Origin of the sequence: Streptomyces sulfonofaciens (assembly GCF_014656295.1) — a bacterium.
GTDB classification, from domain to species: Bacteria; Actinomycetota; Actinomycetes; order Streptomycetales; family Streptomycetaceae; genus Streptomyces; species Streptomyces sulfonofaciens.
In genome coordinates this window covers 102644-128101 of record NZ_BNCD01000007.1, presented here as the reverse complement: position 1 = coordinate 128101, position 25458 = coordinate 102644, and the positions used below count along the sequence as shown (strand labels likewise).

Below are 25458 nucleotides of genomic sequence, written 5' to 3'. Positions count from 1 at the left end.
CGTGCGGGAATCCGCCCGGCGGGCGGTTCCCACCGCTGAGAGAACGGTGCCACGGGGCCCGGATCTGGTGACAGGTCCGGGCCTTCTTGTGTGCGGCATGCGTCGCGCGGCATGCGTCGCGCGGCGGCGGGCTTCGCCCTACGCCCTTCGCACTACGGGTTACGGGTTCCGGACCCCGGCTACGGACTACGACTTCGGGCATCGGCTACGGACTTCGGGTGCCGGGCTTCGGATGCCGGGCTTCGTCATGACCGTATGGCGATACGCACATGACAGTCGAGGGGTTGCGGCGTTACCGTCGTCGGGTTGCCGTGGGGCAGCCGGGCGGGCGGGGGCGCCGGGTCGGGAGCCGAGGACTGGGGAGGGCCCGTGGCGGGCAGGGGCGAGCAACGTGTCGGTCTGCTGAACGGCGTCGCGGCGTACGGCCTGTGGGGGCTGGTGCCCCTGTTCTGGCCGCTGGTCGACTCCGCCGGCGCCGTGGAGATCCTCGCCCACCGGATGGTGTGGTCGTTGCTGCTGGTGGTGGTGGCGCTCCTGGTGGTGCGGCGGTGGGCGTGGGCCGGAGCGCTGCTGCGGCAGCCGGGCAGGCTGGTGCTCGTGACGCTTGCCGCTGCACTGATCAGCGTGAACTGGGGCGTCTACATATGGGCGGTGAACTCCGACCATGTGGTGGAGGCGTCGCTCGGTTACTTCATCAATCCGCTGGTCACCATCGCCCTCGGGGTCCTGTTGCTCAAGGAGCGGCTGCGACCGGCGCAGTGGGTGGCGGTCGGTACCGGGTTCGTCGCGGTGGTGACGCTGACGTTCGGGTACGGGCAACCGCCGTGGATCTCGCTCTGCCTGGCCTTCTCGTTCGGGGCATACGGCCTGGTCAAGAAGAAGGTGGCGCTCAGCGGGCTGGAGTCGCTGGCCGCCGAGACCACGATCCAGTTCCTGCCCGCGCTGGCGTACCTGCTGTGGCTGGGTGCTCGGGGTGAGGGCACGTTCACGTCGCAGGGCACCGGGCATGCGGTGCTGCTGGTCTCGACGGGGCTGGTGACGGCTGTGCCGCTGGTGTGTTTCGGGGCGTCGGCCATCCGGGTGCCGCTGTCCACGCTGGGGTTGTTGCAGTACCTGACGCCGGTTCTCCAGTTCGTGCTGGGTGTCCTGTACTTCCATGAGGAGATGCCGCCCGAGCGGTGGGCGGGCTTCGCCCTGGTGTGGGTGGCGCTGGCGGTGCTGAGCTGGGACGCGTTGCGCACGGCCCGGCGGAACCGGGCGAAGGCGCTGCGGCTGCGGGCCGAGGCGGACGGGATGGACGGGACGGCCAGGACGGACGGGGTCGCCGAGAGGGACGGGGCTGCCGAGGTGGGCGGGGCTTTGGGGGCGGACGGCGCCGCGGAGGTGGACGGGGCTTCGGCTCAGCGGGGACAGGCGGTCTGAAACCGGGTCCTGGGCTGGGCTCCTTCCGGACGTCCGGCGGCTTGCGGGCTTTTCGCCGGCCCCGAACGGTCGATGTGACGGGGCCCGGACGGTCGATGTGACGGGCCGTGCGGCGCCCGGAAGTCGGCACGCACCCTTCGGACCGGTCCCCCGTCGCCGCCGGGATGATGTGGCAGACGGGCGGACGGGCGGACACGCGGACGGGTACCGGGCCGGCTGGCTATAACTGGTGCATGACTCAGCCCGTACTGCACTGGAAGCTCGTGGTGGACGCCGCGGACCCGCACGCCCAGGCCGGTTTCTGGGCGGCCGCCCTCGGCTATGCCGTGGAGGACAACAGCGCTCTGGTGGAGCGGCTGCTCGCCGCGAACGCCGTGCCGCGGGCCATCACCGTCGAGGTCGGGGGACGCGCCGCCTGGCGGGACCTGGCCGCCGTCAGGCACCCCGACGATCCGTACGACGAGCAGAGCGGCACGGGTCTCGGCCGCCGCATCCTCTTCCAGCGGGTACCGGAGCCCAAGACCACCAAGAACCGCCTCCACATCGACGTGCACAGTGCCGCGGGCCGCCGCGTGGACGAGGTCGCCCGCCTCGGGGCGCTCGGTGCGTTCGTGCTCCGGCACGCCAGGGAGCCGGGGGGCGAGTGGACGGTGATGACGGACCCGGAGGGCAACGAGTTCTGCGTGCACTGACGCTCGGGAGTGGGCGAGGGCTCGGGGCGGCACGGAGCCCCGGGGGCTGGTACCCCCGGGCGCGCGGTCGGCACGGGCTGCTCGGCTGCGCGGACTGCTCGGCGTGGTGGGCCGCTCGGGGCCGAGGGCGCCGGCACGGTGGCGGACGCGGGTGCGGGCGCCGGTGGAGCGGAATGTTCGCGCCTCCCCCGAGCGTTGGCACGCCGTACCCCGTGTCCGTCAAGAGGAAGACGTCGATGAACCGCACCTTTCTGTTCCTGCTGGGCAGCAGCCGTGACGACGGCAACACCGAGCTGCTGGCCCGCAAGGCCGCCGAGGAACTGCCCGCGGGCGCGTCCCAGCGCTGGATCCGGCTCACCGACCATCCGCTGCCCGACTTCGAGGACCTGCGGCACGCCGACCGCACCCGCGCCGCCGATACCAACGCGTCGCTGCTGTTCGAGGCCACCCTGGCCGCCACCGACCTGGTCATCGCCTCACCGCTGTACTGGTACTCCCTCTCCGCCGCCACCAAGCGCTACCTGGACTACTGGTCGGGCTGGCTGCGGGAGCCCGGGGAGTTCAGGACGACCATGGCGGACCGGGCGCTGTGGGGCGTCACGGCGCATGCGCACCAGGAGGAGGAGGTGGCAGCACCGCTGATAGGGACCCTCCAGCTCACGGCCGCGTTCATGCGGATGCGTTTCGGCGGCGTGCTGCTCGGCAACGGCAGCCGGCCGGGCGACGTGCTCGGCGACGAGCGGGCGATGGCCCGGGCGAAGACGTTCTTCGCCCGTGAGCCGGTCCCGGCCCGGTTCCCCTACGAGAGCGGGGCAGGTGGCGGGACGGCGGACACGACCGGGACGGACCTCACGGCCGGAACGGACCTCACGGCCGGGACACCGGCCTGAGGACTGACACGGACCCGTGCGGGCCTTCACGACCGAAGCAGACCTGACGACCGGCGCGGACGGTACGGGCCTCACGACCGACGCGGACCCGGCGCGGGCCCGAAGACCGTCGCCGGGCCCGCGCGGGCCCGGCGACGGGCGGCCTCGGCCGTGGCCCGGCCGCGCTAGGCAGTGATGTCCTTCGTCGTGAACCGGGCCCACGCCGCCGAGCCGAACACCGCCGCGTACAGCGCCTGCAGCTCCAGGTTCCTCACCAGGTCGGTCCAGTAGACGGGCTGGCGCATCACGTCCGCGAAGGACAGCCAGTAGTGCGTGAAGAAGTAGGGCTGGAGCACGTGAAGCTGCGGGATCTGGTCCAGGATCTGGAGGGTGATCAGCAGGCCGACGGTGGTGGCCATGGCGGCGATTCCGCTGCTGGTGAGGGTGGAGATGAACAGCCCGAGCGCCGCCAGGCCGAGCAGCGAGGCGGCGACGACGAGGGCGATCAGCAGGGCGCGCAGCAGTCCTTCGCCGAAGCCGATGGTGGTTCCCGAGATCGTGGTGACCTCGCCCAGCGGGAAGAGCACCGCCCCGGTGGCCAGCGCGAAGACGGCCACGACCAGGGTCGCCACCAGGCAGAAGGTCATCACGGTGGCGTACTTGACGAGCAGCAGACGGGTCCGGCCGGCAGGGGCGACCAACAGGTAGCGCAGGGTGCCGGCGTGCGCCTCGCCGGCGATCGCGTCGCCCGCCACCACGCCGACGGACATCGGCAGGAAGAACGGCAGGGTCGCGGCCAGCGCCGTGAAGACCAGGAACAGCCCGTTGTTGGTGACCTGGGCGATGAAGGCCGGGCCGCCACCGCCGCCGGGGCCCGCACCCCCGCCGTCGCCGGTCTCCAACTTCACCGCGGTGCCCACCAGCACGGGCACGGCGGCCAGCACCGCGAGCAGCGCGAGCGTGCGCCAGCGCCGGAACGTGGTGGTCAGCTCGCTGCGGAAGAGGGTGAGGCCCCGGACCCGGCGGGGGGCGGGGTCCGCAGGCCGGGCTGCGGTGCCCGCCCGCGCCGGGACCGGCACGGATTCGGTCGTCCCTCTCAACCCGTTCGCCCCGATCTGTCCGGTTGATCCGATACATCCGGCAGTCCTGGCCTCTTCGGTCGACCCGGTCCGTCCGGTCGCCCCGGCCTCTTCGACCGACCCGGTCCCTCCGGTCGCCCCGGCCTCATGCGTCGACCCGGCCTGTCCGGCCTGTTCCGCCCGTTCGGTCCGTTCGGCCCGTTCGGTCCGTTCGGCCTGTTCCGCCCGTTCGGCCCCTCCGGTCAGTTCCTCAGCCCGCGACATCGAAACCCTCCCCGGTCAGGGCCACGTACGCGTCCTCCAAGGAGGGCTGTTCCAGGCCGAAGCCGCGGACCCGGACGCCCGCGGACACGAGTGCGGCGTTCAGCTCGGCGAGCTCGGACTCCGGTGGGTCGCCCGTCACCTGGTCGCCGGTCACCATGATGTCCGTCACACCCTGCTCCTTCAGGATCCGCGCGGCGTCGCCCGGGTCCGGCGTGGTCACCGTGAGCCGGCCGCGCAACCCGGACACGAGGGATGCCACCGGCCCCTGGGTGATCAGCCGGCCCCGGGCCATCACCGCGGCGTGCGTGCAGACCTGCTCGATCTCGTCGAGCAGGTGGGAGGAGAGGAAGACCGTCGTCCCGTCCGAGGCCAGCTCGCGCACCAGGGCCCGGATCTCCCGCATGCCCTGGGGGTCGAGACCGTTGGTCGGCTCGTCGAGCACCAGCAGGCGGCGGGGCTGGAGCAGGGCCGAGGCCAGGCCCAGGCGCTGCTTCATGCCGAGCGAGTACGCCTTCGCCCTCTTGCCCGCCGCGGCCGTCAGGCCGACCCGGTCCAGCGCGGCGGCCACCCTGGCGCGCCGGGTGCGCGGGTCGGCGACCGGGTCGGCGGCGTCGTACCGCAGGAGGTTGTCCCGGCCGGACAGGAAGCCGTACAGCGCGGGGCCCTCGATGAGCGCGCCGACCTCGGGCAGGACGGTCCGCACGGCGCGCGGCACCGGATGGCCGAGCACCCTGGCGGTTCCGGACGTCGGTTGGATCAGGCCCATCAGCATCCGGATGGTGGTGGTCTTGCCCGAGCCGTTCGGCCCGAGGAAGCCGAAGATGCTGCCTGCGGGGACGTCCAAATCGAGGCCGTCGACGGCGAGCTGCCCACCGCGGTAGCGCTTGGTGAGCGCACGGGTGGCGATCACCGTGCTGCCGTCCGCGGTGGACAGGTCCGCCATCTGCTCTCCCGGGTCGTCGGTTGGGATACGTATGCCCCGTCCGCCCGATCCCACATCCAGTCGGACGGCCGGACGGCCGGACGGGCGGGCAGGCAGGCGGACGGACGCAATCCCGGCCCGACGGGCGGGCGGGCGGCCGCCACCCGTGGGGCCCGCGCCCGACCGGCTGCCAGAGGCCGGCCAGGGCCACCCGAGGCCGGCCGGCTGACCGCCCACCCGGCCGTCCGGGCGGCCGGCCGCCCGGCCGAAGAAACCGGTCAGTGCGCGGCGTTCGCCGCCTTCACCAGCGCGTCCTTGGTGACCGCGCCCGCGTAGATCTTGCCGTCCTGGGTGATGAGGGCATTGACCAGGCGGGTCGAGAAGACCGTGCCGGATCCGAACTTGCCGTGGGCCGTGCCGCCCAGGGAGTTCAGGAAGCGCTGAGCGTCCGGATTCACGTCGCCGGAGGACGCGGACGGCATGCCGTGACCGCCCGGCAGTGTGAACTCGGCGATCGAGCCCCAGCCCTTGCCGATGACGTCCAGGCCCTTCAGCTCGCTCAGGCCGCCCTTGACGGCGCCCCGGCCCGGGGCGTCGGAGCGCGGCTTCCCGTGCTGGTCAGCCTCGGTGACCTTCGTGCCCTTGGGCGGGGTGAACCGGAAGGTGCTCGCGGCCGGCCTGGAGAAGTCGACCTTGGTGTACCCCGCGTCGACGACCGCGCTGCCGCCAGCGGCCGGGGTCAGCGTGAACTTGAGCGGTACGGCCTCCTTCGCGTCCACGGCGATGCTGATCGCTCCGATGGTGGACGACGACGCGCCGGTCCTCGGCTTGACGACCAGCTTGTACGCATCGCGACCTGCCACCCGCTCGGTGCCGTCGACGGTCACCGAGGTGGTGCCGTCGACCGCCTTGAGCGCCTGCCTGGCCAGCTCGTCCGGGGTCGCCGGGGCGCTCTCGGGGAGTTTCCCGGTGTGCGCCCTGCCGGGTATGCGGTCGGCGCCGTCGGCCTCGGCGTGGTACGCCTGGTCGGAGGCGCTGTCGTACGCCCACAACTGGTCGCCGTCGCGGATGATGCTGTACTCGGACGCGTCCTCCAGCACGGAGAGCTTCTGGCGCGTCGGACCGTCGGCCGCCACACGCAGCGTGTGCGAGCCGGAGGCCAGCTCCATCAGCTTGGACCGCGGGTCGGCGGACGCTCCGGAACCCCCGCCGGTGTGCTCGCCTGGCGGGGCGAAGCCGGCGGCGGCGCCCAGGTCCGGCAGGCCGAGATCAGTGTTGATCTTCACGGTGCCGGACAGGTGCCGGGTGTCCGACTTGGCGATCTTCGCAAGGAGCTGTTCGGCGCTGATCCTCGGCAGGTCGGGGTCTCCGGAGTCCGCGAGCGCGGGGACCAGTCCGATGGTCGCGGCCGCCACCCCGACCACCGCGAACGGGACCACGTAACGCGCCGCCCTGCGGGCCGCGCGGGGCCTCGCCGCGTCCGTTCCCTCGCCCGCCCCGGGCCACTGGGGCCCTTCTGCCGGGGTATCGCCGGATTCATACGGTGCCATGCTGTGCCCTACCTCCGTGACTCGGCGGCGGCCTTCTTACCCGTCACTGTCCCCCCGCTGGCCGCGCGGGGCTACCACCCCCGCGCCGCCATTCTCACCCGATCTGGTCAGGAGTGGTGTTGTCCATCTGACCAAATCGGCCGGGTTCAGGCGTCAGACCGCGGGATGCACTCGGCCTACGCCTCGGGTATGACACCGAGGGACACGCACTCCCCTCTCCCGTAGGGGTCGTGTACCCGTTCGGGTGTCTCACACGGGCCACGAGGCCACCCGGGGCGCCGGGCCCTGGAACCGCAGGGCCCTGGAACCGCGGGGCCGCGGGACGGCGGGGCCGTGGGACCGTGGCTTCAGCCGGCCCGGTGCACCACCGCGTCGCACAGTTCGAGGAGGGCGTTCTTGGCATCGCGGTCGGGCAGCGGCGCGAGCGCGGTACGGGCCTCCTCCGCGTAGCGCACGGCGTCCCTGCGTGCCTGTTCGAGCGCCGGGTGGGCGCGCAGCCGGGCCAGCGCCTCCGCGTGCCGTGCGTCGTCGCTGAGGTCGGACTCCAGGAGCTCGACCAGTTCGAGGTCGTCCGGCAGGCCGAGCCGCCGCACCCGCTCGCGCAGCCGGAGCACCGGCAGCGTGGGGATGCCCTCGCGCAGGTCGGTGCCGGGGGTCTTGCCGGACTCGACGGTGTCGGAGGCGATGTCCAGGACGTCGTCCGCGAGCTGGAAGGCGACACCGAGCCGCTCGCCGAACTGGGTCATGATGTCCACGACGCTCTCGTCGGCCCCGGACATCATCGCGCCGAACCGGCCGGAGACGGCGATCAGCGAACCGGTCTTGCCGGCGATCACGTCCAGGTAGTGCTCGACCGGGTCACGGCCGTCGCGCGGCCCCGCGGTCTCCAGGATCTGGCCGGTGACCAGCCGTTCGAACGCTTCGGCCTGGATGCGGACGGCTTCAGGACCGAGGTCGGCCAGTATGTGCGAGGCACGCGCGAAGAGGAAGTCACCCGTGAGGACCGCCACCGAGTTGCCCCACCGGCTGTTGGCGCTCTCCACACCGCGGCGCACATCGGCCTCGTCCATCACGTCATCGTGGTAGAGGGTGGCCAGGTGGGTGAGCTCGACCACGACGGCGGACGGCACCACGCCCGGCGCGTAGGGGTCCCCGAACTGCGCGGCGAGCATCACCAGCAGCGGGCGGAACCGCTTGCCACCCGCCCGCACCAGGTGCTGGGCGGCCTGCGTGATGAAGGGGACCTCGCTCTTGGTGGCGTCGAGCAGGCCCTCCTCGACAGCCGCCAACCCGGCCTGGACATCGGCTTCGAGAGCCTGGTCCCGCACGCTCAGCCCAAAGGGCCCGACGACGGTCACGAGGGTTCTCCTGTCTGCTGACGATCACAAGGTCGGTCACATGGTTTGTCGATGTGTCGCTGCTCCCACTCAAGTCAGCGTATCCGGTCGACTTTCGATCAGAGTGAGCGCCTGCCCGACCAGTGCGGACGGCATGCGACCGTCAGGGGCTGGTTTCTGATCAGCTCATCCCACTTCCTTCCGCGTCCCCTTCGTTTCCCCTTCACTTCCTCTCCAGCCCCCTCCCCACGTTCCCAGGTCCCGCCCCTGCAACCCCGTTCCCGGGCCGCCACGCCCGTGCGCCGCGGCCCGGCGGAAGTCACCCTCGCACGTGCACCCGTCCGGGCCGGACCGCGCGCCCTTCCGCACGCCGCGCCCCTCCTGTACGCCGTGTCCCTCCCGCACACCGCGCCCCTCCTGTACGCCACGCCCTTCCCGCACACCGTGCCCGAGGCGGCTTCCCCCGCGCGCGGCACCTCCCGCGCGGCACGGCGCGGCACCCGTTACTCGGGGGATGGGGCACCGCGCCGTGCGAGAGGGGATACGGGCGGGAGCACGGAACGTCTCACTCGCGCACCGCGACACCGCGACACCACCCGGGACCGATCACCCGTACAAACGTTCCAGTACCACCGCGATGCCGTCGTCCTCGTTCGAGAGGGTGATCTCGTCGGCGACGGCCCTGAGGGCCGGATGTGCGTTCGCCATCGCAATGCCGCGGGCCGCCCAGGCGAACATGGGGATGTCGTTCGGCATGTCGCCGAAGGCGATGGCGTCCTCGGGGCCGAGCCCCAGCCACTGCGCGGCCACCGCGAGACCGGTCGCCTTGGTCACGCCGAAGGGCTGCAGCTCCACCGTGTCCGGGCCCGCCATGGTGACGGTGACCAGGTCGCCGACGACACCGCGGGCGGCCTCGACCAGCTCCTCGTCGGACAGCTCCGGATGCCGGACCAGCACCTTGTTGATCGGTGCGGTCCACAGCCCCGTGCGGGCCGGGACCCTGGTGGCGGGCAGGGTGGGGTGCGGCATGCGGTAGCCGCGCTCGGCGAGCGTGAGGCCGTCGGCGGCGGACTGGTTGACGGCCACGTAGACCGCGCCGACCTCGGCCTCGATCTTGCCGAGCGCCGTCTCCGCCAGATCCCTGTCCAGCGTCAGCGAGCTGATCATGGTCTCCGTGCCGGTGTCGAAGACCTGGGCGCCCTGGCCGCAGACCGCCAGGCCCAGGTAACCGAGGTCCGCGAGCAGCGACCGCACCTGGGGCACCGGCCGCCCGGTGGCAACGATGTGCCGGGCCCCGGCCTCGGCGGCCCGCGCGAGGGCGGCCCGGGAGCGACCCGAGACCGTGTCACCGGCGCGCAGCAGCGTGCCGTCCAGGTCGGTCGCGATCAGCGCATACGGCGGCGGGGTGAGCATGATCCAAGGATACGGAGAGCACACCAACGACCAGCCGTCCACTTGGACTTAGCAGGCCCGCCGCGAAGCGATCCGGCCAGGTGGCAGGCAGTGCAGGGCCCGACGCACGCAGGGCGGTGCCCGCGTCGCGGAGCGGCCCGTAACGTGTGGCGCACCCACACGGAAAGCGAGGCAGCACCCATGTCCGAGCAGACCCCGCTCGACCTGCCCGAAGGTGATCCCTTCGGCCCGCACAACCTCCCGTACGGCGTGTTCACCCCGGCCGGTTCCGCCGAACGCCGGGTCGGCGTCCGGCTCGGCGCGGCCGTGCTGGACGCGGGCGCGGCGGCTGCCGCGCTCGGCTCCCCCTACGTCTCACTGCTCGCCCGGCCGTCGCTCGGCCCGCTGCTCGCGGCGGGTCGCACGGCGTGGCGCGACGTGCGGCGCGCGCTGACCGCCTGGGTGACGGTACCGGCGCACCGCGAGGTGCTCGAACCGCTGTTCTTCCCGCTCTCCGCGGTCACCCTGCACCTGCCGTTCGAGGTCGCGGACTACGTGGACTTCTACTCGTCCGAGCACCACGCCCGGCACCTCGGGAAGATCTTCCGCCCCGACGGCGAGCCGCTCACCCCGAACTGGAAGCACCTGCCGATCGGCTACCACGGCCGCGCCGGCACGGTGGTGGTCTCGGGCACGGACGTGGTGAGGCCGCGCGGCCAGCGCAAGGCGCCGTCGGACCCGGCGCCGGTGTTCGGACCCTCGGCGCGGCTGGACATCGAGACCGAGGTCGCCTTCGTGGTCGGCGTGCCCTCCGCGCTCGGGACTCCCGTGCCGCTGAGCGCCTTCCGCGACCACGTCTTCGGCCTGTGCCTGCTCAACGACTGGTCGGCGCGGGACATACAGGGCTGGGAGAACGTCCCGCTCGGTCCCTTCCTCGGCAAGTCCTTCGCCACCTCGCTGTCCGCGTGGGTCACCCCGCTGGAGGCGCTGGACGCCGCGCGTGTCAGGCCGCCGGAGCGCAGCCACGACCTGCTGCCGTACCTGGACGACACGGCGGGGGACGCGGCGGACGAGCCGGCCGGTTACGACCTGCGGCTGTCCGTCGAGGTCAACGGCCACCCGGTCGCCGAGCCGCCGTTCTCCACCATGTACTGGACGGCCGCGCAGCAACTCGCCCACATGACGGTGGGCGGTGCGAGCCTGCGCACCGGCGACCTCTACGCCTCCGGGACCGTCAGCGGCCCCGAGCGCCACCAGTACGGCTCCCTGATCGAGCTGACCTGGAACGGCCGCGACCCGCTCGACCTGCCCGGCGGCAGGCGGACGTTCCTGGAGGACGGCGACGAGGTGGTCCTCACCGGCTGGGCGCCCGGCCCCGACGGAACCAGGGTGGGCCTGGGCGAGGTACGGGGCCGGATCGCACCGGCGATCGTGCCGGCTGTGTGAGCGGCCGGTAGTCCGGAGCGGTGGCCCCGGGGCGGTGACCTGGGGCGGTAGTCCGGGGCGGTGACCTGGGGCGGTAGTCCGGGGCGGTGGCCCGAGGCCGTGGCCCGAGGCTGCCCGGAGCGGTCGTCCGCAGCGGCGGCGGTCGGCCGCCGGGACGGTCGCCGGCAGCACGGGACGACCGCACGCGCGGCCGCCGGGAGCCGGTGGCCGGGGGCCGGGCACCCGCATCGGGCACCGTGCCACCGGTGGCCGCCCACGTCGAGCATCCGGCCACCGGCGGCCGGCCACCCGCGTCGGGCACCAGGGGTTGCCGGGCAGAGGCCGCCGTCGGCGGGGGATGCGCGGCCGGTGGGAGTCCGGTCGGCGGCTGGTCGGCGGCTGGTCAACGGTCGGCCGGGGGCTGGTCGACGGTCGGCCGGCGGCTGGCCGACGGTCGGCCGGCGGCTGGCCGACGGTCGGCCGGGGGCTGGTCGACCGCCGGTGGGCGGCCGGTGCGGGGCGCGTGGTCGAGTGCTCGCACCGGTGGCAGATCTTCGCCCCCATGACCCTGATCCGCAGGTCGCGGCGGTGTCCGCCGGGTCACAGGTGGCGCAATACTGCGGCAACACCACCGTCCCCGACGCGTCGGTATGGTCCGACGCATGCCCGCAGAACGCATCCGTGACCACGTAGGCGCCGGGGCGACGACCGTCGCCGCGCACCGGCGGCGGCTGCGCGCAGACCGGGCACGCCAGCTCGCCGACCTGCTGCGCCGCCTGCTGCTGCGGGGCGGTTTCCCGGACGGCGTACTGCCGCACGAGGCGGCCATCGGGGCCGACTACGGCGCCTCACGCAACACCGTGCGGCAGGCCCTGGACCTGTTGCGCGCCGAAGGGCTCGTCGAACGGCTGCCCGGGGTCGGCACCATCGTCGTCGCAGAGAAGTACGAGCACGGCCTCGACCGCTTGATGGGGCTCGCGGAGACCCTGCACGAGCACGGCCCCGTCACCAACGAGGTCCGTACGGTGGGCACGGTGTCCGCACCCGCGCCGGTCGCCGAGCGGCTCGGGCTGCCGGACAGCGCGGAGGTCCTGCACATCGAGCGGCTGCGCAGACTCGGCGGCCTGCCCCTCTCCTTCGACGTCAGCTATCTGCCACTGGACATCGGTGCCCCGCTGCTCGGCGCGGACCTGGAGAACACCGATGTCTTCCGGCTCCTGGAGAGCATGACGGGCCAGCCCCTGGGGCACGCCGACATCACCCTGGAGGCCGTCAGCGCCGATGTGCACTCCGCCGCCGTCCTCGGCGTGCCGCGCGGCGCCGCCGTGCTGATGCTCGACCGGCTGACCCACCTCGCCGACGGCAGACCGGTGGACGTGGAGTTCATCCGGTTCCGCGGCGACCGGATCAGGATGAGCGGCCGTATGCCCCGCTTCCCCTGACACCTCCCGGCTCCCCGGGCTCCCCCGGCTCCCCCGGGCCGCCCTGTTCCGTTCGCACCCGCAACATCCCTCACCTCGCACACGCACACCCTCCCTGGAGACAGCCATGCCCTTGGCGCCCCAGCGGGCCGACGTGCCCGTGACCATCGACGAGTCGAAGTGCATCGACGGCTGCACGCTGTGCGTGGACATGTGCCCGCTGGACTCGCTCGCCATCGACGAGGACAGCGGCAAGGCGTACATGCACGTGGACGAGTGCTGGTACTGCGGCCCGTGCGCCGCGCGCTGTCCGACCGGCGCGGTGACCGTCAACATGCCCTACCTGCTGCGGTGAGAGGTCCGTCGACACCATGAGGAACACGCGCTCCACTGCCGTCCCCGCCACCACGTCCATCCACGCCACCACTGCCGCCCCCGCAATCCCTGCCGCCCCCGCCCCCGCCCCCGCCTCCGAGCCCGACGCCGGCACCACTGCCGTGCCCGGCGCCTCGCGGCGGGGCACCGGGCGGTCCGTGCTGCCGGCGGCGGCCGCCGCGGCACTGCTGCTGCCGCTGGCGGGCTGCGGCTCCGCCTCGGCGGGCGACGGCTCCACCGTCACGGTCACCGTCGGCTACCAGTCCAAGACCATCAACACCGTCACCGCGGGCACCCTGCTCCGCTCCCTCGGCTACTTCGAGCGCGATCTGAAGGCCCTCGGCAAGCAGGACGGCAAGACGTACAAGGTGGTGTGGCAGGACTACCCCACCGGTGCGCCGATCACCGCGCAGATGACCGCAGGGAAGATCGACATCGGCTCGATGGGCGACTACCCGCTGCTCATCAACGCGGCCCGCGGCACCGAGCTGCGCCACCCCACCCGTCTGGTCTCCGTCACCGGCTACAACCTCCGCGGCGGTCTCAACACCGTCGTCACCGCCCCGGGCTCGACGATCGGCTCGCTCGCCGGGCTCCGCGGCAAGAACGTCTCCACCAGCGTGGGTTCCGCCGCCGACGGCACGCTCGTACGGGCCCTCCGGCGCGCCGGAATCGACCCTGACAAGGACATCCACAAGCTCAACCAGGAGCCCGCGGTCGGCGCCTCCGCGCTCTCCTCCGGCAGCGCCGACGCGCTGTCGCAGTTCGTGGCCTGGCCCGGCCTGCTGGTGTGGCAGGACAAGGCCAAGGCACTCTACGACGGCGCCGAGCTGAACGTGCCGACCTTCCACGGCGTCACCGCCGTCCAGGACTTCGCCAAGCAGCGGCCCAAGGTCCTCAACGCCTTCCTGCGCGCCCAGAACGAGGCCACGACCTATCTCAACGACCACCCGGTGGCCGCCGCCGAAAGGGTCGGCAAGGCCGCCGGACTGCCCCCCGAGGTGGTGTACCTGTACAACGGCGCGGGCGGCGTCGCCACCTTCGACCCCACCATCAAGCCCCGGCTCGTCGCGGCCCTGAAGGAGGACGTGGCCGTCCTCAGGTCCGCCGGGCTGGTCGGCAACGTCGACGTGGACGCCTTCGTCGACGACCACTGCCTCCGCACGGTGCTCGGCCGGGACTACGCACGCCGGGCCGCGGCAGCGCCCGCACCGGCCAGGAGCGAGGCATGGCCCAAGGGCGCCGGGGAGACCCGCGCCTTCGACAGCCCGAAGGCCCTCCTCGGCTATGTCGCCCACCACGCCCACGCGATCCGCGCGGCGTACGTACCGGATGCCAGCACGGGCACGCTGTGGTTCGCGAACAAGGCCGTCTGGGTCGCCGACAGCGGTGACCTCAAGGCATTCGTCGCCCCCTCCACGGCACACGCGTACATCGCCGAACACCCCGGCGCACGGACGGTCTCCTACGCCCGGGCCCTGGAGCGTGCCTCATGACCCCCCGGCCCCGAGGCGCCCTCAACGCCCGCCCCGCCACCGGCCGCCCCGGCCGTGTGCCCCGGTACACCCCCGCGGTCCGGTACGTGCTGCGTGCCGCGGCGCTCGCCGCCGCGCTCGGTGCCTGGCAGCTACTCACCTCCCTCCGGGTCGACGCCTGGCTGCGCTTCTCGCAGTTCCCGACGGTCGTGGACGTGGCCCGTGCCTTCGGCGCCCGGCTGGGCAGCGGCGCCTACTGGCAGGACCTGACCGACAGCCTCACCCGGATCGTGACGGGCTTTCTGCTCGCCGCGGTGCTGGGCGTGCTGGCGGGCACGGCGGTGGCCCGCTCCCGGCTCGCCGAGGACCTGCTGGGCCCCGTCCTCGAAGTGGTCCGGCCCGTGCCGGCGATCGCGCTGGTGCCCGTCGCCATCCTCCTCTTCCCCAGCAATGAGCAGGGCATCGTCTTCATCACCTGCGCAGCGGCCTTCTTCCCCGTGCTGGTCTCCACCCGGCACGCGGTGCGCGCGCTCCACCCGGTGTGGGAGGAGGGCGTACGCACCATGGGCGGCGGCCGCCGGCGGATCCTGCGCTCGGTGGTGCTGCCCGGCGCGCTGCCGGGCATCTTCGGCGGTCTGTCGGTCGGCATCGGCGTCTCGTGGATCTGCGTGATCTCCGCCGAGATGATCTCCGGGCAGTACGGCATCGGCTACCGCACCTGGCAGGACTACACGGTGGTGGACTACCCGGGCGTCTTCGTCGGCATGGTGACGATCGGCGTCCTGGGCTGGCTGACGTCCACCGCGGTGGAGCTCGTGGGCCGCCGGGTGACCGCCTGGCTGCCCCGGCGAACGCTGGACGCGCGCGGGGGCCCGGCACCGGGACGCACGCCCCGTGGAGCGACGGCCGCGGACCGGGCAACGGGCGCCCCCGCCGATGCCTCCTCCGAAACCACCGCCGACCGTACGTCCACCACCGACGACCCCGGCGCGGGACCTCACCCGGACCGCGGCACCGGCACGATCGCCCCTCCGGCGCCGGCTGCGACAAAACCGCACGAGCCGCAGGGAACACAGGAAGCACAGCTATCACAGCAATCACGGCAACCGCAGGAGCCTCGGGAACCGCAGGCCCAGGAGGTGTCCCATGACCACCTCGTCTGACACGAGCGCGCGGGACGCGGAGCCCTCCGGCGCCACGGCGGCAGGTCATACCGCCCAGGCCCCGGGCGGCGCCCAACCGGCCGAGCCCGGCGCCCTCCCCGCCGAATCCGACACCCACCCGGCTGACACCCACCCGGCCCGCGCCCGTGGTGACGGCGACGGCCACAGCCACAGCCACGGTGACCGTGACCACGGCCATGACCACGACGGAAGGACAGAGGGGGCAGGTACAGAAGGGGAAGAAAGGATGGAAGGGGCAGGAAGAGAGGGCGGGGAAGGAGGAGAGAGTAGGGCCGGAGGTATCAGAAGTACCGGAAGTAGCAGAGGGACAGGAAGGACAGGAAGCGGCGCGACCCTCGCGCTGCGGGACGCCTGCCTCGGCCACCCCGGCCACCCCGTGATCGAGCACGCCGACATCGACATCCCGGCCGGAGACATCCTCACCGTCGTCGGACCGTCCGGCTGCGGGAAGTCGACACTGCTGCGCACCCTCGCCGGACTGCTGCCCCCGCTCCTGGGCGAGGCGGCACAGGACGGGCGGCCGATCACCGGACCGGATGCGGACCGCGCGCTGGTCTTCCAGGAAGACGCGCTGCTGCCCTGGCGCACCCTGCGCGGCAACGTCGAACTCCCCCTGGCCATCCGCAGGGTGCCCCGGCCGGAGCGCCGGGCATGGGCCGAGGCATGGCTGGACCGCGTCGGACTCTCCGGACACGGGAGGCACCTGCCGCACCGGGTCTCCGGCGGGCAGCGGCAGCGGGTGCAACTGGCCCGCGCGCTCGCTGGGCAGCCCCGCGCCGTCCTCATGGACGAGCCCTTCGGGGCGCTCGACGCCCAGACCAGGGCAGGCATGCAGCAACTCCTCGTCGACGTGTGGCAGGGCACCGGCGCGACCGTGGTCTTCGTCACGCACGACGTCGACGAGGCGCTGTTCCTCGGCGATCGCGTGGCCCTCGTGCGCGCCGGCCGGATCCACTCCGTCCGCGCGGTGCCACACCCGCGCGAACGGTCCGCGCACGGCGCCCCTGCCACCGTCGCGCTCCGTCGCGAGATCTTCGAGTCCCTGCGCCCCTGAGTCCCGGCCCCCCGGCCCCCGTACCCAGCAGCATCCTCCGGAAAGGCGGCTTTCGTGGAGATCCCCGCCCTCGGTCACGCCGAGGAACTCTCCTGCGACGTCCTCGTCATCGGCGGCGGCACCGCCGGCACCATGGCCGCGCTCACCGCGGCCGAGCAGGGTGCCCAGGTACTCCTGCTGGAAAAGGCGCACGTGCGGCACTCGGGCGCGCTGGCCATGGGCATGGACGGCGTCAACAACGCGGTCATCCCCGGCCGGGCGGAACCCGACGCCTACGTCGCCGAGATCACCCGCGCCAACGACGGCATCGTCGACCAGTCGACCCTCCGCCAGACCGCAACCCGCGGCTTCGCCATGGTGAAGCGGCTGGAGTCGTACGGCGTCAAGTTCGAGAAGGACGAGCACGGCGAGTACGCCGTCCGCCAGGTGCACAGGTCCGGCTCCTACGTGCTGCCGATGCCGGAGGGCAAGGACGTCAAGAAGGTGCTGTACCGGCAGTTGCGCAGGCGCGAGATGCGGGAGCGGATCCGGATCGAGAACCGCCTGATGCCCGTCCGGGTGCTCACCGCGGACGGCCGGGCGGTGGGCGCCGCCGCCCTCCACACCCGTACCGGAGCCTTCGTCGCGGTCCGGGCGGGTGCGGTGGTCCTGGCCACCGGCGCCTGCGGCCGGCTCGGACTGCCGGCCAGCGGCTACCTCTACGGGACCTACGAGAACCCGACCAACGCCGGCGACGGCTACGCCATGGCCTACCACGCCGGTGCCGAGCTCACCGGCATCGAGTGCTTCCAGATCAACCCGCTGATCAAGGACTACAACGGTCCCGCCTGCGCCTACGTCGCCAACCCCTTCGGGGGGTACCAGGTCAACCGGCACGGCGAGCGGTTCGTCGAGTCCGACTACTGGTCGGGCCAGATGATGGCCGAGTTCGCCGCGGAGGTCGCCTCGGACCGCGGGCCCGTCTACCTGAAGCTCAGCCATCTGCCGGAGGAGTCCATCGCGGCCCTGGAGTCCATCCTGCACAGCACGGAGCGACCCACCCGGGGCACGTTCCACACGAACCGCGGCCACGACTACCGCAGCCACGACATCGAGATGCACATCTCCGAGATCGGGCTGTGCGGCGGGCACTCCGCCTCCGGCGTCCGCGTGGACGACCGGGCCCGCACCACCGTGCCGCGGCTGTACGCCGCCGGGGACCTGGCCTGCGTCCCGCACAACTACATGATCGGCGCCTTCGTCTTCGGGGATCTGGCGGGCGAGGACGCCGCGCAGTACCGCGCCCACCGGGGCGAGCTGCCGCAGGACCAGCTTGCCGAGGCGCACGAGCTGATCTACCGCCCGCTGCGCAACGCGGACGGGCCGCCGCAGCCGCAGGTCGAGTACAAGCTGCGCCGTTTCGTGAACGACTACGTGGCGCCGCCCAAGTCCGGTGCGCGGCTCTCGCTGGCCCTGGAGGCGTTCGAACGGATGCGGGCCGACGTCGCGGCGATGGGCGCCCGGACGCCGCACGAGCTGATGCGGTGCGCCGAGGTCACCTTCATCCGTGACTGCGCCGAGATGGCCGCGCGTGCCTCGCTCGCCCGCACCGAGTCGCGCTGGGGGCTGTACCACGAGCGCACGGACCACCCGCGCCGTGACGACACCGGGTGGTTCCACCACCTCGACCTGTACAAGTCGCCTTCCGGCACGATGCGCTTCACCGCCCGGCCCGTGGCGCCCTACCTGGTGCCCGTCGAGGGTTTCGCACCGGTCGGCGGGCCCTTGCGCGCGCTGGGTGAGGTGCTGCCGGAGAGCGTGGCCATCGCCGGTACCCGCGAGGCGGCCCCGGTCTCCCGCACTCCCGCCACGCCCGCGTCCGCGGTCGCGGCTCCGGAGCACCCGGTGGAGGGCGCCCTGGCGGGCGCGGGAGAGGACCAGGCGGGCACCGGAGAGCACCGGCCTGGCACCGGAGAGTACCGGGCGGCGGATGCGGCGGCCGGCGTTCCCGCCCGGCTGCTCGAGGTCGTCGCGCTCGCCGAGCAGGAGCCGGAACTGCCCCGGCTGCGGCCCTACCTGGCCGACCCCGACCCCGCCGTACGGCGGGCCGCCGTCGCCGCGCTCACCGAGACCGCACCGGACGGTACGGGTCCCGCGCTGGCCGCCGCTCTCACCGACCCGGACGCGGGCGTACGCGCCGCGGCGGCAGCCTCGCTGCGCGAACTCGTCGAGACGCTGCCGCCCGAGCCCGCACTGCGCGCGCCCCTGGTGGATGCGCTCACCACGGACGATCCGCTGGTCCGCGCCGCCGCCCTGGACGTGCTGCGGGCGCTGCGCCTCGGCGAGGCCGCCCGGTACGCGGGCGCCCTCGACGACCCGGACGTAGCGGTGCGCATCGCGGCCGTCCGGGCGCTGGTCTCCGTCGACGCGTCGGAATCCCTCACCCATGCCGTCTCCGATCCCTCCCGCGAGGTCCGTGTCGCCACGGCGAAGGCCCTCGCCACGCTCGCTTCCTCCACCGCCCGGGCCGAGCCGGCACCCGCCGCCGCTCTCGGTCGGCTCACCCGGGACTCCGACGCGCTGGTCCGCGGCGCCGCCTTCGAGGGCCTGGCCGCGGCCGGCTGCTCCCGGGAGACGGCCGCGGCGGCCGTCGACGCCCTGGCCGACCCGGCCTGGCAGGTGCGCAGGGGTGCGGCCACCGCCCTCGGGTCCGCACCCGACGAGGAGGCCGTCCCGGCGCTGGCCAAGGCTCTCGGCGACACCAACGCCGACGTCCGCAAGGCCGCCGTGCTCGCCCTGCTGCGGCACGCTTCCGGGGCCGGCGCCCCCGCCGCGGCCCAGGCACGCGCGGCGCTCGCCACCGCCGTGACGGACCCCGACGCAGACGTCCGCACCTTCGCGTCCCGAGCGACCGCCTGAACGGAGCCACCACCGAAAGGGAGCCAGCGCAGGAACGAAGCCAGCGCAGGAAGAGCCAGCGCCGGGCCGGAGCCAGCGCGGCAACGGAGGCGTGCAGTAACGGAGCGATTACCGGAACGGACCCACCACAGAGACGGAAGCACCACCTGCCGCCGCGGCGTCCGTCGGAGGGGCCCACGCCACCACCTACCTGCGCCCCCGCCCTGGGACCGGGCCGCCCCGGTCCCCACCGCCCCCGTACGCCTGCCCGCACGCACCGGGCCAAGGCGAACCGCGCCTCCCCCGCCGGTGCCCAGAGCCGCTCCGGCCCGGTCCTCCACCAGGGCGGAGGACCCACGAGCGCCCCAGCGCGCCGCGAGCCCCGGCGGGCCGCAAGCACACCTCCCAGTGGGCCGGGGGCGCGCCGCGGCAGCGGCCGCCGGGTCCTCAGCCCTCCGCTATCTCGTCGAACGGCTCGTCAGGAGCCTCCTGCGGCCATTCGAAACCGTCCTCCTCCTGCCCGGCGAAGGCACCGGCAGACGCACCAGCACCAGCACCACCGGCACCGGCACCGGCACCGGCACCGGCACCGGCACCGGCACCGGAGACGGTGTCCTGCTCCGCGCCCGACTCGGCGGCCACCACTTTCAGGACGCCCTCCCCATAGGTCACCAGCTTCTTCTCGCCGATGCCGCTGATGGTGCCCAGCTCCGCGATCGAGGCCGGTCGGAGCGCGGCGATCTCACGGAGGGTGGCGTCATGGAAGATCACATAGGCGGGCACACCCTGCTCGCGGGCCTGGCCGGCGCGCCAGGCACGCAGAGCCTCGAAGAGCGGCACGGACGCCTCGGGCAGGTCGACGGCAGCCTTCCCGCGCTTCGCGCCCTTCTCGCCACGCGCGGCCCCGCCCGCACGTGCCACGGCCGGCCGCTTCTGCTCCTTGCGCAGCGGCACCTCGCGCTCGCGCCGCAGCACCGAGGCACTGGTGTCGGTCAGTACCAGGGTGCCGTACTCGCCCTCGACCGCGAGGAGGCCCTGGGCCAGCAACTGCCGTATGGCACCGCGCCACTCTGCCTCGGTCAGATCCTCTCCGATGCCGAACACGGAGAGCTGGTCGTGGTCGAACTGGATGACCTTGGCCGTCCGGCGGCCGAGCAGGATGTCGACGATCTGCCCGGCGCCGAACTTCTGCCGGCGCTCGCGCTGCAACCGCACGATCGCCGAGAGCACCTTCTGTGCCGCCACCGTGCCGTCCCAGGTCTCGGGCGGGGCGAGGCAGGTGTCGCAGTTGCCGCACGAGGGCTTCTGCGGGTCCTGGCCGAAGTAGACGAGCAACTGGGCGCGGCGGCACTGGACCGTCTCGCACAGGGCGAGCATCGCGTCGAGGTGGGCGGCGGCGCGCCGTTGGAATGCCTCGTCGCCCTCGCCGGACTGGATCAGCTTGCGCTGCTGGACGACGTCCTGCAGGCCGTAGGCCATCCAGGCGGTGGACGGCAGGCCGTCCCGGCCGGCGCGGCCCGTCTCCTGGTAGTAGCCCTCGACGGACTTGGGGAGGTCGAGGTGGGCCACGAAGCGGACGTCCGGCTTGTCGATGCCCATGCCGAAGGCGATGGTCGCCACCACGACCAGGCCCTCCTCGCGCAGGAAGCGGGACTGGTGGGTGGCACGCGTGGCGGCGTCGAGGCCCGCGTGGTAGGGCACGGCCTCGATGCCGTTGCGGACGAGGAACTCCGCGGTCTTCTCGACGCTGCTGCGCGAGAGGCAGTACACGATGCCCGCGTCGCCCGGGTGCTCCTCGCGCAGGAAGGACAGCAGTTGCTTCTTGGGGTCGGCCTTCGGGACGATCCGGTACTGGATGTTGGGCCGGTCGAAGCTGGCCTCGAAGTGCCGGGCGCCCGGCATGCCGAGGCGCTGGGTGATCTCCTGGTGGGTGGCGCGGGTGGCGGTGGCCGTGAGCGCGATCCTGGGGACGTCGGGCCAGCGCTCGCCCAGCAGCGACAGGGCCAGGTAGTCGGGCCGGAAATCATGGCCCCACTGGGAGACGCAGTGCGCCTCGTCGATGGCGAAGACGGAGATCTTGGCGCGGGACAGCAGGTCGAGGGTGGCGTCCAGCCGAAGCCGCTCGGGGGCCAGGTAGATCAGGTCGAGTTCGCCGGCCACGAACTCGGCCTCGACCATGCGCCGCTCGTCGAAGTCCTGCGTCGAGTTGATGAAGCCGGCCCGCACGCCGAGCGCGCGCAGGGCGTCGACCTGGTCCTGCATCAACGCGATCAGCGGCGAGACGACCACGCCCGTACCCGGCCTGACCAGGGCCGGGATCTGGTAGCAGAGCGACTTGCCGCCGCCGGTGGGCATCAGGACGACCGCGTCGCCGCCCGCGACCACGTGCTCGATGACGGCTTCCTGCTCACCGCGGAAGGAGTCGTAGCCGAAGACGCGGTGCAGGGTCGCCAGCGCCGCGCTCTCGGACGGTCCCGGCGCGCCCGGCACGGGCCCCGCGGCCGCGCCCGCATCGCCCACGGCCGCATCGCCCGCGGGTACCGCGCCCGGTGCCGTCCGCACCGCGCCCCTGTCGTCCTCTTCGATCGCCACGTCCGTCCCGCCCATCGCCTGCATCGCCGGTCCCCCGTCCTTGCCGTGTCACCGCACCTGCCCCGTGTCCCGCTCGTCGCGCGCCGACCACACAGCCACGATAGGGGGCCGCGCGGAGACCACCCGAGTTATCCACAGGCCGGGCGGGCCCCGGCGGCAGTTCCCAGCGCCCGCAGCAGCGCCGCGCGCCCCCCGTCAGGCCCGGCGCGCCGGACATCGCGTCGGCCTCACAGCACGGTGGGCCCGGCCCCCGCAGGGACCGGGCCCACCGGTCGGGCACCCGCCGTGTGCACGGCGCGGCCGTGTCAGCGCACGAAGACCCCCGCCTGGCCCGCCAGGTCCAGGAAGTACTGCGGGGCGAGGCCCAGCACCAGGGTCACGGCGACACCGAGCGCGATGGCGGTGGACGTGAGCGGCGACGGCACGGCGACCGTCGGCCCCTCCGGCCTCGGCTCGCTGAAGAACATCAGCACGATCACCCGGATGTAGAAGAAGGCGGCGATCGCCGACGAGATCACACCGATGACGACCAGCGGCGTTGCCCCGCCCTCCGCCGCCGCCTTGAACACGGCGAACTTCCCGGCGAAGCCGGACGTCAGCGGAATGCCCGCGAAGGCCAGCAGGAACACCGCGAAGACGGCCGCCACCAGCGGCGAACGCCGACCGAGCCCGGCCCACTTGGACAGGTGCGTGGCCTCGCCGCCCGCGTCGCGCACCAGGGTGACGACGGCGAACGCGCCCAGTGTCACGAAGGAGTACGCGGCCAGGTAGAACAGCACCGAGGAGATGCCGTCGGGGTTCATCGCGATCACACCGGCGAGGATGAAGCCGGCGTGCGCGATCGACGAGTAGGCGAGCAGCCGCTTGATGTCGGTCTGCGTGATCGCGACGATCGCACCGCCGAGCATGGTGACGATCGCGACGGCCCACATCACCGGCCGCCAGTCCCAGCGCAGCCCCGGCAGGACCACGTACAGCAGCCGCAGCAGCGCCCCGAAGGCCGCGACCTTGGTGGCCGCCGCCATGAAACCGGTGACGGGGGTGGGCGCGCCCTGGTAGACGTCCGGCGTCCACATGTGGAAGGGCACCGCACCGACCTTGAACAGCAGGCCCATCACCACCATCGCGCCGCCGATCAGCAGCAGCGCGTCGTTGCCCATGGTGTTGGCGAGCGCCGGGTCGACGGTGCGCACGCTGCCGTCGACGACCTGGGCGATCGTCGCGTACGACACCGAGCCCGCGTACCCGTACAGCAGCGCGATGCCGAACAGCGTGAACGCGGAGGCGAAGGCGCCGAGCAGGAAGTACTTGACGGCGGCCTCCTGGGACATGATCCGCTTGCGGCGGGCCAGGGCGCACAGGAGGTAGAGCGGCAGGGAGAAGACCTCCAGGGCCACGAACAGCGTCAGGAGGTCGTTCGCCGCCGGGAAGACCAGCATGCCGCCGATCGCGAAGAGGGCCAGCGGGAAGACCTCGGTGGTGGTGAAGCCCGCCTTGACGGCAGCCCTCTCGCTGTCGCTGCCCGGTACGGACGCGGCCTGCGCGGCGAACGAGTCGACGCGGTTCCCGTGCGCCTCGGGGTCGAGGCGCCGCTCGGCGAAGGTGAACACCGCCACCAGGCCGGTCAGCAGGATGACGCCCTGCAGGAACAGCGCAGGACCGTCGACGGCGACCGCGCCCATGGCCGCGATGTGGCCCTTCGTGGTGGCGTACCCGCCGGCCGCGAGGCCGACGACCGCGGCGAACGCGGCGGCCAGGGCGACGACGGAGACGAACACCTGGGCGTAGTAGCGCGACCTGCGCGGCACGAACGCCTCGACGAGCACGCCGACGATCGCCGCCGAGATGACGATCAGCGTGGGCGACAGTTGCCCGTACTCGATTTTCGGCGCGTCGATCTTCGAGATCGGATCGGCCGCCGTTGTCCACAGGCTGTGGACGGCTGTTGGGCTCACTGGGCCGCCTCCACCGCGGGCTTGGGGTCCTTCTTCTGGACGTCGGACATGGTGTGCTGAACGGCCGGGTTGACGATGTTCGTCAGCGGCTTCGGATAGACGCCCAGGAAGATCAGCAGGGCGATCAGCGGGGCGACGACCACGAGCTCGCGCACCTTCAGGTCGGGCATGGCGGACACCTCCGCCTTGACCGGGCCCGTCATCGTGCGCTGGTAGAGGACGAGGGTGTAGAGCGCGGCGAGCACGATGCCGAAGGTGGCGATGACGCCGAGCACCGGATAGCGCGTGAACGTCCCGACCAGGACCAGGAACTCGCTGATGAAGGGCGCGAGTCCGGGCAGCGAGAGGGTCGCGAGACCGCCCACCAGGAAGGTGCCCGCGAGCACCGGGGCGACCTTCTGGACGCCCCCGTAGTCCGCGATGAGCCGCGAGCCGCGGCGGGAGATCAGGAAGCCTGCGACCAGCATCAGCGCGGCGGTGGAGATGCCGTGGTTGACCATGTAGAGCGTGGCGCCGGACTGGCCCTGGCTGGTCATCGCGAAGATGCCCAGGATGATGAAGCCGAAGTGCGAGATCGACGCGTACGCCACCAGGCGCTTGATGTCCCGCTGGCCGACCGCGAGCAGTGCGCCGTAGACGATGCTGATCAGCGCCAGGACCATGATCACCGGGGTGGCCCAGCGGCTGGCGCCGGGGAAGAGCTGGAGGCAGAAGCGGAGCATCGCGAAGGTGCCCACCTTGTCCACCACCGCCGTGATCAGCACGGCGACCGGGGCGGTGGCCTCCCCCATGGCGTTCGGCAGCCAGGTGTGCAGCGGCCACAGCGGCGCCTTCACCGCGAACGCGAAGAAGAAGCCGAGGAAGAGCCAGCGCTCCGTGCCGGTCGCCATGGACAGCGATCCGTCGGCCCGGGCCTGGGCGATCTCCTGGAGGGAGAAGTTCCCGGCGACCACGTAGAGCCCGATCACGGCGGCCAGCATGATCAGGCCGCCGACCAGGTTGTACAGCAGGAACTTGACCGCCGCGTACGAGCGCTGGGCCGCGGCCTTCTCGTCGCTGCCCGCGTGCGCGCGGTCTCCGAAGCCGCCGATGAGGAAGTACATCGGGATGAGCATGGCTTCGAAGAGGATGTAGAAGAGGAAGACGTCGGTGGCCTCGAACGAGAGGATCACCATCGCCTCGACGGCCAGGATCAGCGCGAAGAAGCCCTGGGTCGGCCGCCAGCGCGAGCTGTTGGTCTCCAGGGGGTCGGCGTCGTGCCAGCCGGCGAGGATCACGAACGGGATCAGCAGGGCGGTGAGCGCGAGCAGCGCCACCGCGATGCCGTCCACGCCGAGTTCGTACCGCACCCCGAACGCCTTGATCCAGGAGTGCGACTCGGTGAGCTGGTACCGGTCGCCGCCCGGCTCGAAGCGGGCCAGCACGAGTCCGGCCAGCACCAGTGTGGCGAGCGAGACAAGCAGCGCGAGCCACTTGGCGGCGGTCCGCTTGGCGGCCGGCACGGCGGCCGTGGCCACCGCCCCGACGGCCGGGAGGGCCGCCGTCGCTGTCAGCAGAGGAAAGGACATCGGTA

17 protein-coding genes and 1 pseudogene are annotated in these 25458 nt (G+C 72.8%); 10 read left to right on the top strand and 8 right to left on the bottom strand.

From position 1 onward, the window contains the following. Positions 1-369 precede the first annotated feature (369 nt). The 3 genes from rarD (at position 370) to IE313_RS13845 (ending at position 3004) form a co-directional block, all read left to right on the top strand. The gene (gene rarD, locus IE313_RS13855; protein WP_189931799.1) at positions 370-1422 is read left to right on the top strand and encodes an EamA family transporter RarD; all 1053 of its coding nucleotides are present in this window, start codon (positions 370-372) and stop codon (positions 1420-1422) included. 233 nt (positions 1423-1655) lie between these two features. Further along, positions 1656-2114 (top strand): VOC family protein, encoded by a 459-nt coding sequence (locus IE313_RS13850; protein ID WP_189931797.1) that lies wholly within the window; start codon positions 1656-1658, stop codon positions 2112-2114. Positions 2115-2350: 236 nt separating this feature from the next. Next, on the top strand, positions 2351-3004 hold the full coding sequence (locus tag IE313_RS13845; RefSeq protein WP_189931795.1) for a flavodoxin family protein: 654 nt from the start codon (positions 2351-2353) through the stop codon (positions 3002-3004). Positions 3005-3168: 164 nt separating this feature from the next. Here IE313_RS13845 and IE313_RS13840 read toward each other — a convergent pair whose 3' ends face one another. The 5 genes from IE313_RS13840 to IE313_RS13820 all read right to left on the bottom strand — a co-directional run bounded on the left by IE313_RS13840 (position 3169) and on the right by IE313_RS13820 (position 9548). Continuing rightward, on the bottom strand, positions 3169-4062 hold the full coding sequence (locus IE313_RS13840) for an ABC transporter permease (protein WP_189931794.1): 894 nt from the start codon (positions 4060-4062) through the stop codon (positions 3169-3171). A gap of 250 nt (positions 4063-4312) precedes the next feature. Next, positions 4313-5269 carry an ABC transporter ATP-binding protein gene (locus IE313_RS13835; RefSeq protein ID WP_189931793.1) on the bottom strand — a complete coding sequence of 319 codons (957 nt, stop codon included), beginning with the start codon at positions 5267-5269 and terminating at the stop codon, positions 4313-4315. Positions 5270-5526: 257 nt separating this feature from the next. Then, positions 5527-6798 carry a LolA family protein gene (locus IE313_RS13830; RefSeq protein WP_229924627.1) on the bottom strand — a complete coding sequence of 424 codons (1272 nt, stop codon included), beginning with the start codon at positions 6796-6798 and terminating at the stop codon, positions 5527-5529. Positions 6799-7145: 347 nt separating this feature from the next. After that, a complete protein-coding gene (locus IE313_RS13825) occupies positions 7146-8156 on the bottom strand; it encodes a polyprenyl synthetase family protein (RefSeq protein ID WP_189931792.1) in 1011 nt (336 codons plus the stop codon). A 585-nt stretch (positions 8157-8741) separates the two neighbouring features. Next, positions 8742-9548, bottom strand: coding sequence for an HAD family hydrolase (locus IE313_RS13820; protein ID WP_189931791.1), 807 nt, complete (start codon positions 9546-9548; stop codon positions 8742-8744). Positions 9549-9728: 180 nt separating this feature from the next. Here IE313_RS13820 and fahA point away from each other — a divergent pair, with 180 nt between their 5' ends. From fahA to IE313_RS13785, 7 genes and pseudogenes are all read left to right on the top strand, one after another. After that, entirely contained in the window at positions 9729-10973 is a 1245-nt protein-coding gene (fahA, locus tag IE313_RS13815; RefSeq protein WP_189931790.1) for a fumarylacetoacetase, read from the top strand. A gap of 641 nt (positions 10974-11614) precedes the next feature. Then, entirely contained in the window at positions 11615-12394 is a 780-nt protein-coding gene (locus IE313_RS13810; RefSeq protein WP_189931789.1) for a GntR family transcriptional regulator, read from the top strand. Between the two features lie 106 nt (positions 12395-12500). Further along, entirely contained in the window at positions 12501-12728 is a 228-nt protein-coding gene (locus IE313_RS13805) for a 4Fe-4S dicluster domain-containing protein (protein ID WP_189931787.1), read from the top strand. Positions 12729-12744: 16 nt separating this feature from the next. After that, positions 12745-14244, top strand: coding sequence for an ABC transporter substrate-binding protein (locus IE313_RS13800; RefSeq protein WP_189931785.1), 1500 nt, complete (start codon positions 12745-12747; stop codon positions 14242-14244). Next, a pseudogene (locus tag IE313_RS13795) lies at positions 14241-15158 on the top strand (ABC transporter permease); the annotation flags it as partial. The gene IE313_RS13800 and the pseudogene IE313_RS13795, both read left to right, overlap by 4 nt. Before the next feature lie 475 nt (positions 15159-15633). Continuing rightward, positions 15634-16461: an ABC transporter ATP-binding protein gene (locus tag IE313_RS13790; RefSeq protein ID WP_189932155.1), complete on the top strand. Its 828-nt coding sequence runs from the start codon at positions 15634-15636 to the stop codon at positions 16459-16461. Between the two features lie 54 nt (positions 16462-16515). Further along, on the top strand, positions 16516-19359 hold the full coding sequence (locus IE313_RS13785) for a fumarate reductase/succinate dehydrogenase flavoprotein subunit (protein ID WP_189931783.1): 2844 nt from the start codon (positions 16516-16518) through the stop codon (positions 19357-19359). 426 nt (positions 19360-19785) lie between these two features. On the opposite strand, the gene recQ is transcribed toward IE313_RS13785, so the two are convergent. The 3 genes from recQ to IE313_RS13770 form a co-directional block, all read right to left on the bottom strand. Further along, the gene (gene recQ, locus IE313_RS13780) at positions 19786-21954 is read right to left on the bottom strand and encodes a DNA helicase RecQ (RefSeq protein WP_229924626.1); all 2169 of its coding nucleotides are present in this window, start codon (positions 21952-21954) and stop codon (positions 19786-19788) included. A gap of 281 nt (positions 21955-22235) precedes the next feature. Then, on the bottom strand, positions 22236-23885 hold the full coding sequence (gene nuoN / locus IE313_RS13775; RefSeq protein WP_189931781.1) for an NADH-quinone oxidoreductase subunit NuoN: 1650 nt from the start codon (positions 23883-23885) through the stop codon (positions 22236-22238). Continuing rightward, positions 23882-25453 carry an NADH-quinone oxidoreductase subunit M gene (locus tag IE313_RS13770; RefSeq protein ID WP_189931780.1) on the bottom strand — a complete coding sequence of 524 codons (1572 nt, stop codon included), beginning with the start codon at positions 25451-25453 and terminating at the stop codon, positions 23882-23884. Before IE313_RS13770 ends, nuoN begins: the two co-directional genes overlap by 4 nt. Positions 25454-25458 lie beyond the last annotated feature (5 nt).